Annotated in this window: 12 protein-coding genes; 7 read left to right on the top strand and 5 right to left on the bottom strand. The window is 71.8% G+C overall.

Annotation, left to right across the window (positions count from 1 at the left end; translation table 11 throughout):
• Positions 1–39: 39 nt before the first annotated feature.
• Both NS184_RS09640 and NS184_RS09635 read right to left on the bottom strand, forming a co-directional pair.
• On the bottom strand, positions 40–225 hold the full coding sequence (locus NS184_RS09640) for a hypothetical protein (RefSeq protein WP_152998160.1): 186 nt from the start codon (positions 223–225) through the stop codon (positions 40–42).
• A 41-nt stretch (positions 226–266) separates the two neighbouring features.
• The gene (locus NS184_RS09635; protein WP_152998159.1) at positions 267–1,094 is read right to left on the bottom strand and encodes a GAF domain-containing protein; all 828 of its coding nucleotides are present in this window, start codon (positions 1,092–1,094) and stop codon (positions 267–269) included.
• Positions 1,095–1,221: 127 nt separating this feature from the next.
• Between NS184_RS09635 and NS184_RS09630 the strand changes: the two genes are divergently transcribed.
• From NS184_RS09630 to NS184_RS09620, 3 genes are all read left to right on the top strand, one after another.
• Positions 1,222–1,959: a S1 family peptidase gene (locus tag NS184_RS09630; RefSeq protein WP_058725908.1), complete on the top strand. Its 738-nt coding sequence runs from the start codon at positions 1,222–1,224 to the stop codon at positions 1,957–1,959.
• Positions 1,960–2,121: 162 nt separating this feature from the next.
• Positions 2,122–3,036 carry a patatin-like phospholipase family protein gene (locus NS184_RS09625; RefSeq protein WP_058725907.1) on the top strand — a complete coding sequence of 305 codons (915 nt, stop codon included), beginning with the start codon at positions 2,122–2,124 and terminating at the stop codon, positions 3,034–3,036.
• Positions 3,033–5,126 carry a S9 family peptidase gene (locus NS184_RS09620; RefSeq protein WP_058725906.1) on the top strand — a complete coding sequence of 698 codons (2,094 nt, stop codon included), beginning with the start codon at positions 3,033–3,035 and terminating at the stop codon, positions 5,124–5,126. The genes NS184_RS09625 and NS184_RS09620 overlap by 4 nt, the downstream gene beginning before the upstream one ends.
• Positions 5,127–5,380: 254 nt before the next feature.
• On the opposite strand, the gene NS184_RS09615 is transcribed toward NS184_RS09620, so the two are convergent.
• The gene (locus NS184_RS09615) at positions 5,381–6,574 is read right to left on the bottom strand and encodes an acyl-CoA dehydrogenase family protein (protein ID WP_058725905.1); all 1,194 of its coding nucleotides are present in this window, start codon (positions 6,572–6,574) and stop codon (positions 5,381–5,383) included.
• A 47-nt stretch (positions 6,575–6,621) separates the two neighbouring features.
• Here NS184_RS09615 and NS184_RS09610 point away from each other — a divergent pair, with 47 nt between their 5' ends.
• Entirely contained in the window at positions 6,622–7,203 is a 582-nt protein-coding gene (locus NS184_RS09610) for a QsdR family transcriptional regulator (RefSeq protein ID WP_058725904.1), read from the top strand.
• 18 nt (positions 7,204–7,221) lie between these two features.
• On the opposite strand, the gene NS184_RS09605 is transcribed toward NS184_RS09610, so the two are convergent.
• A complete protein-coding gene (locus NS184_RS09605; protein WP_242863016.1) occupies positions 7,222–7,710 on the bottom strand; it encodes a VOC family protein in 489 nt (162 codons plus the stop codon).
• Positions 7,711–8,114: 404 nt separating this feature from the next.
• On the opposite strand from NS184_RS09605, the gene NS184_RS09600 reads away from it, so the two are divergent.
• On the top strand, positions 8,115–8,543 hold the full coding sequence (locus NS184_RS09600) for an acyl-CoA thioesterase (protein WP_058725903.1): 429 nt from the start codon (positions 8,115–8,117) through the stop codon (positions 8,541–8,543).
• Positions 8,544–8,698: 155 nt separating this feature from the next.
• Here NS184_RS09600 and NS184_RS09595 read toward each other — a convergent pair whose 3' ends face one another.
• Positions 8,699–12,181 carry a proline dehydrogenase family protein gene (locus NS184_RS09595; RefSeq protein WP_058725902.1) on the bottom strand — a complete coding sequence of 1,161 codons (3,483 nt, stop codon included), beginning with the start codon at positions 12,179–12,181 and terminating at the stop codon, positions 8,699–8,701.
• 81 nt (positions 12,182–12,262) lie between these two features.
• Here NS184_RS09595 and NS184_RS09590 point away from each other — a divergent pair, with 81 nt between their 5' ends.
• Both NS184_RS09590 and NS184_RS09585 read left to right on the top strand, forming a co-directional pair.
• The gene (locus NS184_RS09590; protein ID WP_058725901.1) at positions 12,263–13,165 is read left to right on the top strand and encodes a LysR family transcriptional regulator; all 903 of its coding nucleotides are present in this window, start codon (positions 12,263–12,265) and stop codon (positions 13,163–13,165) included.
• Positions 13,166–13,273: 108 nt separating this feature from the next.
• The coding region (locus NS184_RS09585) for a hypothetical protein (RefSeq protein WP_206556275.1) at positions 13,274–13,550 on the top strand (277 nt) is incomplete at its 3' end.

Genomic DNA, 13,550 nt, shown 5'->3' with positions numbered 1-13,550 from the left:
TGGGCACGGCGCTCCGTCGTCAGGTCGGTGGCTGTGGGGTCAGCGGGCGAGCGCAGCGGCGAGCCGCGCCTCGAAGCGACGACGGGCAGCGACCCGCTCGCGCTCGATGTTCGCAGCGATCACGTCGCGGTCCTCGTAGTCGGCGTCGGTGGTGTCGTCGGTCCAGTTGGGGGTGTACACCCGGGACCGACCGAAGGGCTTCGGTTCGGGGGTCACGATGGTCATGTGGGGATCGTACGTCGAGCGTCCGACGAATCGTGTGCGCATCACGGGCCTTTCCGGTGGTTGCGGTCGCGGTCCGGGAACGGCGACGCGAGCGAGAACGCGACGGCCATGAACGACGCCATCAGGGCGACGTACTCGGCGTCGAGGTCGGTGAACGCGTCCGGCGCAGGCGAGTCCACCGTGAGCATGCCGAACGAGTACTCCTCGGAGCGGATCACGACCGACACGTACGAGCGGTAGCGGGGTTCGAAGCCGGGCAGGTCCTCGTCGACGTCGACGTCGGCGGCGCGGTCCCCGACGACCCGCGGGCCACCCCCGACCAGCACCCAGTCAAGGTTGCGGTCGCCGTAGGGGGTGCCGGCCCGGAACACGCCGGCCGTGTCCTCCGCTCCCCCGTGCCCGATCGGCTCGAGCGCGCGGAGGTCCGCCGACAGCTGGTACACGTTCGCGCGGACGTCCGGGACGCCCGGCAACAGGTAGAAGGCCAGCGCCACAGCGACGCGGTCCGCGAAGACCGGGAGCTCCTGCCGCCGCTCGTGCCGCCGGAGCTCCGCGAACCGGGCGAGCCTCGAGGCGAGCTGGCCGAAGGCGTACCGGACGGCGGTCCCCTGCTCGAGCTCGGTGGACCGCGCGACCGCGGCGGCGGCGGCCACGGCGGACGCGGCCCGACGAGCGCGGACGACCTGCACGACGACCGCGGCGAACAGCACCGCGAGGCCGAACACGACGAGCGCGACCTTCAGCCCCGGAGCCACGACGAGGTTCGGCAGCTGGAACGCTGCGGTGGGCGCGGTCGCGACGACGATCGGCCAGCCGACCGCGCCGGCACGACGCCGCCGACGGTCGACCACTCTCCGCTCCCCTGGCATGCCGACGACGGTAGGACACCCCACCGACGTCGGAGGAGTCGTCCACAGGGCGCGAGCGAGGGTACGAATGTTGTCCCCTGCAACGCCGACTTGCCCCCCGAACGAGGGCAGGAAGAACATCATCCCCATGCAGCAGCGACTCAAGACCAGAGCAACGGCGCTCCTCGCGACCGCCGCCATCGTCCTCCTCGGCGGCACCTTCGGGGCCTCCGCGGCGAACGCCGCCACCGTGTCCCCGCAGGTCATCGGCGGCGAGCAGGCACCGAGCACCCCGTGGGAGGTCCAGCTCGTCTTCCAGCAGGGCGGGTCCGGCACGTACGGGTGCACCGGCGAGCAGATCAACGCCTCGTGGGTGCTCACCGCCAAGCACTGCGTGGACGGCACCACCGCCATGAACGTCTACCACTCGAACAGCACCACCAACCGCGGGACCGCCACCGCTGCCGACCGCCTGTACTCCGCGCCGTCCGGCGACATCGCCCTCGTGCACCTCCGCACCGCGAAGACGCTCTCGTCGTACGCCCCGCTCGACCTCGCCTACACGACGAAGTCGTCGGGCACGGGCACGATCATGGGCTACGGCAACCGGGCGAACAGCGCCCCGAGCACCGGCCTCTACCAGGCGAGCGTCAACCTCACCGGTCGTTCGGTCGACGCGTACAACGGCACCGCACAGCACGTGACCGGCGTCTCCGGCGCCTCGAACCACGGCGACTCGGGCGGCCCGCTCCTCGTGAACGGCAAGGTCGTCGGCGTGTGCTCCACCGGCGACGTGGCCGACCCGGGCGCGAACACGCACGCCGGTTCGAACTACGCGGTGCTGACGCAGAGCGCCAGCTGGATCCGCAGCACGGCAGGCGTCTGACCGACGCTCCCCAACATCGGTCTGGAGGCCCGTGGCGACGCCGCCACGGGCCTCCCGTCCGTCTCCACTGGCCTCTCCTGCACACGCGAGCCTGCGCGGGTCGCCGCCCACAGGCCGCGTGCCGCGGCCCGCCAGGACAGGCGGGATTGGTAAGCATGACCCATGACCGACGTCTCGACACCCGCTCCCGGTACCCGCGCACTCGTCCTCGGAGGCGGCGGCGTCGCCGGCATCGCCTGGGAACTCGGGGTCCTCGCCGCCCTGCAGGAGGCCGGGGTCGACCTCGACGCCGCGGACCTCGTGGTCGGGTCGAGCGCCGGCAGCGTCGTCGGGACCTTCGTCCGCGGCGGTGCGGTCGCCGACGCCTACGCGCAGCAGCACGCCCCGCTGCCGTCGACCTACGAGGAGCCCCCGGTCATCGCATCGGAGGACTTCCAGACCCGCCTCGAGCAGGTCCTCGCCGGGGCGCAGGACGACCAGGACGCCCGTGCCCGGCTCGGCGCCGTCGCACAGCAGTCGGTCGGCGGTCAGACCGACGAGGAACGCATCGCGACCTTCGAGCAGACGATCCCCGGGTCCGAGTGGCCGTCGAAGCCGCTCGGCGTGACCACCATCGACGCCACCGACGGCACGTTCCGGGTGCTCACCGCCGAGTCCGGCGTGCCGCTCGCCCGGGCAGTCGCGGCGAGCTGCTCGGTGCCGTTCGTCTGGACGCCCGTGTCGATCGACGGCGTCCCGCACATCGACGGCGGGCTGCGGTCTGCCACGAACGCCGACGTCGCCGCCGGGTACGAGCGCGTCCTCGTGATCGCGTGCGGGCCGGAGGGTCCGTCGCCGCTCGGACCGTGGCTCGACGTCGCGGTCGAGAGCCTCCGCGCCGGCGGGAGCTCGGTCGAGACCGTCGTGGCCGACAGCGCGTCGCAGCACGCGTTCGGTACGAACTCGCTCGCACTGTCCACCCAGGCGCCCTCGGCCGAACAGGGGCACCGTCAGGGATCGACCGTCGCGGAGCAGATCGCCGCGTTCTGGGCGGAGTTCCCCGCGGTGTCGCCGGACGCGGATAGCGTGGGGTCATGACGACGCCGTTCTCCGACCTGGACCACTTCACCGCCCTTCCCCGAGTCGACGGCATCGCGGTCGCTCCGGACGGCTCGCGGGTGGTCCTCACCGTCAGCGCCCTCGACGACGACCGCACCGGGTACCGCCGCTCGGTCTGGAGCGTCCCTGCCGACGGCTCCGGCACCCCCGTCCGGCTGACCCGATCGGCGAAGGGCGAGGGCGGCGTCGCGGTCACCCGGTCCGGTGACGTCCTGTTCGTCTCCGGTCGGCCGGACGAGTCCGGTGCCGACGACGCTGCGCAGCTCTGGCTCCTCCCCGCAGCAGGTGGCGAGGCCCGTCCGGTCACCGCCCTGCCGGGAGGCGCGGGCGGCGTCCTCGCGACGGCCTCCGACGCCGACGTGGTCGCCCTCACGGCGTCGCTGCTCCCGAACGCGCAGGGCTCGGCCGACGCTCCGGCATCGTTCCTCGCGGCCGACGCCGCGCTGCGGAAGCGGCGGAAGGACCTGAAGGTCGGTGCGATCCTGCACGAGACGTACCCGGTGCGCTTCTGGGACCACGACCTCGGCCCGGACGAGCCGCACGTGCTCGCGCTCGACCTCGGCGGCCTGCGCGAGCGGGACGACGCCGATCGTCCGGCTCCCGGCGAGGACGCACCCGACTACCCGGCACACCTGCCGCTCCCGGTCGACCTCACCCCGACGCCGGCCCGATCGCTCGACCACGTGGACGGTGCGCTGACCCCGGACGGCCGGACCCTCGTCGCGTCCGTCGGCCTGCAGGAGGCCCGGGGCTTCCGCGCCGCCCTCGTCACCATCGACGTCGCCACGGGCAGCCGCACCGTGGTCTTCGACGAGCCGGACGTCGACCACGAGATCCCCCGGATCAGCCACGACGGCCGCACCGTCGCGTGGGTCCGCACGGCGCGTTCGACGCCGGCCGGAGCGCACGAGCAAGAGGTCTGGGTCGCCGGGATCGCGGCGGACGGCACGGTCGACGTCGCCGGAGCCCGGCGGATCGCGGCGGACTGGGACCGCTGGCCGAGCGAACTCGTCTTCGAGCACGGTGACGGCGCGCTCCTCGTCACCGCCGACCAGGACGGCCGGGCACCCGTGTTCCGGATCCCGCTCGACGGCGGTGCCGTCGAGCAGCTGACCCACGACGACTGGGCGTACTCCAACCTCCGCGTGGCGGAGGCGACCGGCGAGGTCGTGGCGCTCCGCGCCTCCTGGCAGGCGCCGCTCCACCCGGTCCGGATCGCCGCCGACGGTTCGGTGACGGTCCTGGCGACCCCCGCGCCGCTCCCCGACGTCCCCAGCACGATCGAGGACGTCGAGACCACCACGACCGACGGCACGCGCGTCCGTGGGTGGCTCGTCCTGCCCGAGGGCGACGGGCCGCACCCGTTGCTGCTCTGGATCCACGGCGGACCGCTGAACTCCTGGAACCAGTGGTCGTGGCGGTGGAGCCCGCAGCTCATGGCCGCGCGCGGGTACGCCGTGCTCCTGCCCGACCCGGCCCTGTCGACCGGCTACGGGCTCGACTTCATCAACCGCGGGTGGAACGCCTGGGGGCAGGCGCCGTACACCGACCTCATGGCGATCACCGACGCCGTCGAGGCACGCGAGGACATCGACGAGACCCGGACCGCGGCGATGGGCGGGTCGTTCGGTGGGTACATGGCGAACTGGGTCGCCGGCCACACCGACCGCTTCCGGGCGATCGTCACGCACGCGAGCCTCTGGGCGCTCGAGCAGTTCAACGGCACGACGGACTCGTCGCACTACTGGCAGTCCATCTTCGACGCCGAGGGCATGCACGAGAACGACCCGCACCGGTTCGTGGCCGACATCGCGTCGCCGATGCTCGTCATCCACGGTGACAAGGACTACCGGGTGCCGATCGGCGAGGGGCTGCGGCTGTGGTCGGAGCTCGCGGAGCACCACGCGGCGGATGACGGCACGATGCCGCACCGGTTCCTGTACTTCCCGGACGAGAACCACTGGGTGCTGAAGCCGCAGCACGCGAAGGTCTGGTACGAGACGGTGTTCGCGTTCCTCGCGCAGCACGTCCTCGGCGAGGACTGGCGGCGGCCCGAGCTGCTCGGGTAGCGCAGGGTCCGGGCCGGGCACCGTGCCCGGCTCGGAGCCGGCACCGGGCGGACGGTCCGCGGACCGCGGGCGCTTCGACGAACCACGTGTCGATCGACGCATGCAACGTCGCACGCGCTCCGCCGGAGCCGCGCGCAACGACGCGGCCGATGTCGTTCGACACCGGCCGCGTCCTTCCGCAGCGACACCCGAAGTCGCACGCGGAACCGGCCGGAACGAACGTCGACGCCACGCCCCGGCCGAGCCTCAGTCCCTCACACGAACGCAGCCTGTCCCGTGATCGCACGCCCGACGATGAGGGTGTTCACCTCTCGTGTGCCCTCGTAGGAGTAGATCGCCTCGGCGTCAGCGAAGAACCGCGCGACGCCCTTCTGCAACACGATGCCGTTGCCGCCCTGGACCTCACGGCACCAGCCCACCGTCTCACGCATCTTCGCCGTCGCGAACGCCTTCGCCATCGCGGAGTGCTCGTCGCCGCCCACCCCGGCGTCCTGCATGGCCGAGGCCTGCGTGCAGAGGGCGATCGACGCCGTGATGTTCGCGAGCGACTTCACGAGGAGGTCCTGCACCATCTGGTGCGACGCGATCGGCTTGCCGAACTGGATGCGGGTGCGGGCGTAGTCGAGTGCGGCCTCGTAGGCGCCGACCGCGATGCCGATCGCCTGCCAGGCAACCTCGGTGCGGGTGAGCCGCAAGACCTCGGCCGTCGCACGGAACGAGTCCGCGTGCTGCAGCCGCCGCGACTCGGGGACACGGACGCCCGTCATTGTGATGTCGGCGTTCTGCACCCCGCGGAGGGCGATCTTGTCCTCGATCTTCGTCGCCGTGAACCCGGGGCTGTCCGTCGTGACGAGGAAGCCCTTCACCTGGTCGTCGGCGACGTCCTTCGCCCAGATGACGACGACGTCGGCGAACGTGGCGTTGCCGATCCACCGCTTCTCGCCGTCGAGGACCCACTCGTCGCCCTCGCGTCGGGCGGTCGTCCGGAGGCCCCGCGCGGAGTCGCTGCCGGACAGCGGCTCGGTGAGGCCGAACGCCCCGACGAGCTCGCCACGCGCCATCGGGGGCAGCCACTCCCGCTGCTGCTCCTCGCTGCCCGCGACCGCGATCGAGTTCATCGCGAGGCCGGACTGCACGCCGATGAACGTCGCGACGCTCGCGTCCACGCGCCCGAGCTCGAGCGCCGCCCAGCCGCGGTAGACGGCCGAGTTCTCGAACTGCCGTACGAGCGGGACCCCCGGCCCGTACATGCCGAGCTCGGCGAGCGGCGCGATGACCTGCATCGGGAACTCGGCACGCGCCCAGTGGTCGTCCGCGATGGGGCGGACCTCGGCTTCGAGGTACGCCCGCAGCCGTCCGAGCGAGTCACGCTCCTGCTCGGTCAACCCGGCTTGGAAGCCGTAGAAGTCCGATTCGAGGAGGGGCGTGGTCGCTGCCGTCGTTGACATACCCCCGATCGTGCATCATTCTCGGAAACGTTGCAAGGGAGGGATGCATGTACACATCGAACTCTGCGCTGCGCGCCTTCCGGGAGGCCCGTCACACCTTCATCGACGGCTCGCGGATCGACATGGGAACCCTGGCAGGGTCGCTCGGCGTGGACCGGACGTCCCTCTTCCGGTGGGTGGGCAACCGCGACCAGCTGCTGTCCGAGGTGCTGTGGTCGCTCGCGGTCCCGACCCTCGACGGCGCTGCCGCGGCGGCCGCACCGTCGGGGGCGGGACGGATCGTCGACGTCATGGACCGGTTCACCGCGGACCTCATCCGGGCGCCGTACTTCCGGGCGTTCCTCACCCGGGAACCAGCGCGAGCACTCCGACTCCTGACGACGTCGGAGAGCGACGTCCAGAGCAGGTTCGTCGCACGGGTCACCGCGCTGATCGACGCCGAGCGGGAGTCCGGCGCGTTCGATCCCACACCGCTGTCGAGCGAGGAGTTGGCGCGACTGCTCGTCCGGATCTCGGAGTCGTTCACGTACGCCGATCTCATCTCGGGCGAGACTCCCGATGCTGCCCGGGCGCGTGCGACGTTCGAGTACGTGCTCCGCCCGACCGCCGTGCCGACACCGATCGACTGACGCCCGACGATGACGGCGTCACCCCTTGGCGGCGGTGAACTCGAGGTTGATGTCGTCGGGGTCCTGGACGGAGAGGATCACGATGCCCGCGTCCCCGAGGTCGGTCACCGCACCGTGCTCGATGCCCGCGGCGTCCAGACGAGCGGCGGCGTCGTGGAGGGCGTCGACCGAGCCCACCGTGAAGCTGACGTGGTCGAGACCCACGGTGTCCGGGTCGAACCGCTGCCCGTGCGGAGCGACCGGCCGGAGCCCGAAGAGCTGGTCGCCGAGCGGGAAGATGCACCCGCCGTAGAGACGCTCGCGGTCCTGCTCGGTCCCGGGTTCGCCGGCGTGCTCACTGAAGTCCATCGCGGGCTCGACGCCGAGCAACTGCTCGTAGAACGCCTTGCTCCGGTGGATGTCGGTCACGGTCACCCGGACGTGGGCGAGTGCGGTGGGGTGGGCGAAGGACTCGGACACGGTGTGGTGCTCCTCGTGGTGCGACGGACGGCCGGTGGTCACCGGCACCCGTCGAGGCAACGCCCACGGCCTGACGAGCACCCGGACGGTGCGGCGACCGGACAACCCCCGATGATCAGCGGAAGCCGCGCGTCTCCAGCAGGTGCTGCGGGATGCCGTGTCCCCGGCACCGATCCCGACGACGGACGCCACGCATCACGTCACGGACATGATCGCCGCAGCCCGTCCATGAGGACTTGCCGCACACCGGGCACTGGACCGACTCGCACATGGACGCCACGGTACGGACGGCACGCTGAGCAGACGGCTGCCACGCTGTACCCGCTCGACCCGATGACGGATTCCGGACTCCCGGACATCAGACGGCACCGAGCCGCCGTCGACTACGGTCGGTCCGGCCCTGCCCCGGCGCCAGCCAGATCCAGCGGAGCCGCGCAACCGATCGGAGACCGATGACCATCGACGAGTACCCGTTCACCCGCTCCTACCCGACGCGGTGGAACGACAACGACATGTTCGGGCACGTCAACAACACCATCTACTACTCGGCGATGGACAACGCGGCGACGTACTGGTTCCGTGAGGTCGCGGGCCTCGATCCGTTCACGTCGGACTGGATCGCCGTGCTGGTCTCGTCGAGCTGCCACTTCGTCGAGTCGGCCGTGTGGCCGGACGTGATCGAGGTGGGGATGCGCTCGAAGCGGGTCGGCACCACGAGCCTCGCGTGGGAGTTCGGGCTCTTCCGTCAGGCCGACGGCGCCCTGCTCGCGACCGGAGAGTTCGTCCACGTGGTCATCGACCGTGAGGGTGCCCGCCGCCCGACGGCTGTTCCGGCCGAGCTGCGCGAACTCGTCACGAGCATGATGACCGTGCCCGCCTGACCCGACGAATCACAGTCGGCTCGAACCACGCCAAGACGTGGTTCGAGCCGACTCCTGTTGTGTGAACGCCGCGCCGGGGCGAACCCCGCGCCGGGGCGAACCCCGCGCCGGGGCGAACGCCGCGCCGAGCGCGACGCCGACCGCGGCGGCCGCCGCTAGATCAGCGAATCCGTGAGGTGGTTCGGCGTGCCGAAGCGGTGCGCCGTGATCGACACCGCCTGCTCGCGGAGGAACGGCAGCACCTCGAGCCGTCCGGCTTCGGTGACGGGCTCGGCGTACACCGCCACGTCCGGACGCCCCTCGATCGCCGTGTACAGCGCCGAGACGTCACCGCCGATGAGCCGCACGCGGGTGGAAGGCCCCTCGGCGATCCGCGCCGAGAAGGTCGCGTCGGTCTCGCCGTCACGGACCGACCGAACGATCGACAGCGACTGCACGGCCGAGCGCACGGCGGCCGGCAGCGGACCAGCGGCCGACACGTCGATGGTGGTCCCCGCGCGGACCGCCGCCGCCACGACCCGCACGAGCGACTCCACGTCGAACGACGAAGCGTCGTCCGCGGCGAGTCGCACGTGCACGCCCGGGTAGGGCAGGTAGCGCGCGATGTTCCGCTCGGCAGTCAGTGCCGACACGTCCGTCGCGGTGCCGAACAGCGACTCCCACGCCTGCTGGTCGGACGCGAGTGAGCGGTCGAGTGACTCCGACGCCACCCCGGCAGCGCGTACGAAGGACGCCACCGGTGCGGACACAGCGACACCGGCTGCACCAGCGGGCGCAGACGACCACGACCCGAGCCCGAGCAGGTAGTTGAGCCCACCGGCCTTGGTCCCCGCGCCGACGGCCGACTTCTTCCAGCCGCCGAACGGCTGCCGACGGACGATCGCGCCGGTGATCCCGCGGTTCACGTAGAGGTTCCCGGCCTCGATGCGGTCGAGCCAGGTGCCGATCTCCGCTGGGTCGAGCGAGTGCAGCCCCGAGGTCAGGCCGTAGTCGACCTCGTTGACGATGTCGATCGCCTCGTCGAGGGTTCGCGCGGTCATGATGCCGAGGATCGGCCCGAAGTACTCGGTGCGGTGGAACGCCGAGCCGCGGGCGACGCCGTCCCGGACGCCCGGGCTCCAGAGCTTGCCGGAGTCATCCAGGGGCGTGGGCTGCACGGCCCAGGACTCCCCCACGCCGAGCTTCGTCAGACCGTCGAGCAGCTTGCCCGCGGCGGGCTCGATGACCGGGCCCATCTGCGTGGTGGAGTCGGTCGGGTAGCCCACCGTCAGCGAGGACACGGCGTCGACGAGCTGCGACCGGAAACGCCGCGACGTGGCGACCGACCCGACGAGCACGACGAGCGACGCCGCGGAGCACTTCTGCCCGGCGTGTCCGAACGCCGAGGCGACGACGTCCTTCACGGCGAGGTCGAGGTCGGCCGACGGGGTGACGATGATCGCGTTCTTGCCCGAGGTCTCGGCGAGGAGCGGCAGGTCGGGACGGAACGACCGGAAGAGCTCGGCGGTCTCGTACGCCCCGGTGAGGATCACCCGGTCGACGAGCGGCGACGACACGAGCTGCTTCCCGAGGTCGTTCTCGGACACCTGCAGGAACGCGAGCACGTCGGCGGGGGCACCGTGCAGGTCGAGCGCGGTCTCGATGATCGACGCGAGGACGGCACCGGAGCGCTCGGCCGGCGGCGCGGGCTTCAGCACGACGGCGGAGCCGGCTGCGAGGGCAGCGAGCGTCGAACCGGCGGGGATGGCCACCGGGAAGTTCCACGGCGGCGCGACGAGCGTCAGCGCGGCGGGTGTGAACGTCGCGCCGTCCACCTCGTCGAGCTGCGACGCGAGCTCCGCGTAGAAGTGCGCGAAGTCGATCGCCTCGGACACCTCGGGGTCTGCCTGGTCGATGGTCTTGCCGGTCTCGGACGCCATGACCTCGACGAGCGCGGCCCGGTTGGCCTCGAGCGCGTCGCCGACCGCGTGCAGGACGGCTCCGCGGGAGGCTCCTGACCACGACGCCCACTCGGCGCCCGCGGCGCGGACGCGACCGAGGACGGAGTCGAGCGTCGCGGCGGAGTCGACCCGTGCCTCCTGGACGGCCTTGGTGCCCAGCGTCGAGGACGCAACACGCGCGGTGATGTCGGCTCCCCACTGCCGGAACTCCGCGACCGACGGGTCGGTGTCCGGGGTGTTCTCGAAGTGCCCGGCCACGGGTCGACCCACCGCGGCGTAACGGTCGGCCACACGGTGCGAGGCCGGAGCGAGGAGGCCCTCCGGCGTGGCGAGGGGTTCCAGGGACGACCGGAAGCGGTCCTCTTCTCGAGCGAAGAGCTCGGGTGACGAAGCGAGCGAGAACACCGCGGACATGAAGTTCTCCTGCGACGCCCCTTCCTCGAGGCGGCGGATCAGGTACGCGATCGCCACGTCGAACTCGCCGGGGTGCACGACCGGCGTGTAGAGCAGCAGGGACCCGACGGTGCGGCGGACGGCTTCGGCCTGCCCCTGCGCCATGCCGAGCAGCATCTCGAACTCGATGCCGTCCCGGACGCCCCGCTGCCCGGCGAGCAGCCAGGCGTGTGCGACGTCGAACAGGTTGTGTCCGGCGACACCGACCCGGACGTTCTCGATGCGCGACGGCGTGAGCGCCCAGTCCAGCACCCGCTTGTAGTTCGTGTCGGAGTCCTGCTTGGTGTGCCACGTGGCGAGCGGCCAGCCGTGCACCGAGGCCTCCACCTGCTCCATCGGCAGGTTCGCGCCCTTCACCAGGCGGACCTTGATGTCGGCTCCCCCGCGGGCGCGACGGGCAGCGGACCACTCCTGGAGGTGCTGCATCGCGGCGAGCGCGTCGGGGAGGTACGCCTGGAGCACGATGCCGGCCTCGAGCGTCGTGAACTCGGGCTCGTCGAGGAGCTTCGTGAAGACCGCGATGGTGAGGTCGAGGTCCTTGTACTCCTCCATGTCGAGGTTGATGAACTTGTTCGGCGAGGCGGCAGCCGCACGGCGGAACAGCGGCCGGAGCTTCTCGATGATGTCCTCGACGGCGTGGTCCAACGCCCACGGTGAGTGCGGGTGCACGGTCGACGAGACCTTGATCGACACGTAGTCGACGTCGTCGCGGGCGAGCAACTTCAGCGTGCCGTCCAGGCGCCGCGCGGCCTCCTTCTCGCCGAGGACGGCTTCACCGAGCAGGTTGACGTTCAGCCGGACGCCCTCGCGCTTGATCTTCGCGATCGCCGGGCCGAGCTTGGCGTCGGTGGCGTCCACGATGAGGTGCCCCACCATGTCCCGCAGCACGCGCCGGGCGATCGGTACGACGACGCCGGGGAGGACCGGGGCCATCCCGCCACCGAGCCGGACGAGTCCCCGGAGTGCCGCGGGCAGGAACCCGGGCGCGTTCGGGGCGATGGCGCGGAGTTTCCGGGCGGCGACGCCGAGGTCCTCCGGGCGGACGACGCCGTCGACGAACCCGACGGCGAAGTCGAGTCCGGCCGGGTCGGCGAGCACGCCCGCGAGCTGCTTCGCGGAGCCGTCGACCGGGTAGGTCTCGGCCTCGGCGAGCCACTGCCGCACGAGCGCGACGGATTCGTCGGCGAGGTCGCCGGGTCCGGTGGGCTGGGGGGCGGAAGCGGGGTGCTCGTGCACGGTCGTCATGGGTTCAGTGTGGAGCCGCCGAAGCATCAGCGGAAGCAACTGTTCCTGACGAGTACCGTGCAGTTCTCCTAAACTGACGACATGCTCGACGTCCGCCGTCTCGTCCTCCTCCGCGAGCTCTCGATCCGGGGCACGATCGCCGCCGTCGCCGAGGCCGTGAACTTCACCCCGTCGGCCGTCTCCCAGCAGCTCGCGGCCCTCGAACGCGAGGCCGGCGTCCCGCTCCTGCGCAAGGCCGGCAGGCGTCTCCAGCTCACCCCGCAGGCCGAGGTGCTCGTCCAGGCCGCCGGGCACGTCCTCGACGTCCTGGAACAGGCGCAGTCCGAGGTCGAGGGCTCCATGCCGACGGTGCAGGGGCGGGTCCGGGTCGCGGTGTTCCAGTCCGCCGCACTCGCGCTCATGCCGAACGCCCTGCACGCGATGGCGACCGCCCACCCGGACGTGCGGATCGAGATGGTCCAGCGCGAGCCGGAGACCGCGCTGCACGAGACCTGGATCCGGGACTTCGACATGGTGATCGCCGAGCAGTACCCGGCGCACGCGGCACCGCGGCTGCCGGGTCTCCAGCGGGAGGACCTCACCACCGACGCCGTCCGCCTGGCACTCCCCCCGGTCGACACCGCGCTCGCGTCGGTCTCCTCGATCGCGGACGCCGAGGCCCTGCCGTGGGTGATGGAGCCGCGCGGCACGGCGTCACGGCACTTCGCGGAGCAGGTCTGCCGCCGGCACGGCTTCGAGCCCGATGTCCGCTACGAGACCGCCGACCTGCAGACGCAGATCCGGCTCGTCGAGTCCGGCAACGCGGTGAGCCTCATGCCCGACCTGATGTGGACCGGGCGGACGACGACGTGCCGGCTCGTCGAGCTCCCGGAGCGGCCGCGGCGGACGATCTTCACGGTGGTCCGGTCGGCGGGCTCGTCCTCGCCCGCCGTCACCGCGCTGCGCGCGGAGCTCGAACGGGCCGCGGCGGTGGTCGCGGCCTGACCGGACACCGTTACCGGACCGAGACGAACGACGCCGTCAGGCTCGCGGTCCTCGCGACACCCCTCAGTGAGGGCACGTCCCGTGCCCGTCGACAACCAGGGGGATCCCATGCAGCAGTCTTGCCCACGCCGACTCCGTCGCGGCGCCGCGATCGGAGCGGCCGTCGCCGTCGTCACCGTGTCGTCCGCCTTCGGTACCGGCGCCACCGCGGCGTTCGCCGACGACGTCCCGACCGCGGCGCAGACGGTCGCGACCGACGCGATCACCACGGCCGACACGTCGGTCGCCACCACCGCCGATCAGCCGGGAGGCACGGCACCAGACACGACGTCGGCACACCCCGACGAGACGACCAACCCGACGGACCCGGCCGGTCCCGACGAAA

Source organism: Curtobacterium luteum (assembly GCF_001475545.1).
Lineage (GTDB): Bacteria > Actinomycetota > Actinomycetes > Actinomycetales > Microbacteriaceae > Curtobacterium > Curtobacterium luteum_A.
This window is presented reverse-complemented; position numbering and strand designations above follow the sequence as displayed.

What these genes read in the sequence shown, in the direction of transcription:
- NS184_RS09640 (WP_152998160.1), bottom strand. Translation starts at nt 225, where the DNA reads ATGACCATCGTGACCCCCGAACCGAAGCCCTTCGGTCGGTCCCGGGTG.
- NS184_RS09635 (WP_152998159.1), bottom strand. Translation starts at nt 1,094, where the DNA reads ATGCCAGGGGAGCGGAGAGTGGTCGACCGTCGGCGGCGTCGTGCCGGC.
- NS184_RS09630 (WP_058725908.1), top strand. Translation starts at nt 1,222, where the DNA reads ATGCAGCAGCGACTCAAGACCAGAGCAACGGCGCTCCTCGCGACCGCC.
- NS184_RS09625 (WP_058725907.1), top strand. Translation starts at nt 2,122, where the DNA reads ATGACCGACGTCTCGACACCCGCTCCCGGTACCCGCGCACTCGTCCTC.
- NS184_RS09620 (WP_058725906.1), top strand. Translation starts at nt 3,033, where the DNA reads ATGACGACGCCGTTCTCCGACCTGGACCACTTCACCGCCCTTCCCCGA.
- NS184_RS09615 (WP_058725905.1), bottom strand. Translation starts at nt 6,574, where the DNA reads ATGTCAACGACGGCAGCGACCACGCCCCTCCTCGAATCGGACTTCTAC.
- NS184_RS09610 (WP_058725904.1), top strand. Translation starts at nt 6,622, where the DNA reads ATGTACACATCGAACTCTGCGCTGCGCGCCTTCCGGGAGGCCCGTCAC.
- NS184_RS09600 (WP_058725903.1), top strand. Translation starts at nt 8,115, where the DNA reads ATGACCATCGACGAGTACCCGTTCACCCGCTCCTACCCGACGCGGTGG.
- NS184_RS09595 (WP_058725902.1), bottom strand. Translation starts at nt 12,181, where the DNA reads ATGACGACCGTGCACGAGCACCCCGCTTCCGCCCCCCAGCCCACCGGA.
- NS184_RS09590 (WP_058725901.1), top strand. Translation starts at nt 12,263, where the DNA reads ATGCTCGACGTCCGCCGTCTCGTCCTCCTCCGCGAGCTCTCGATCCGG.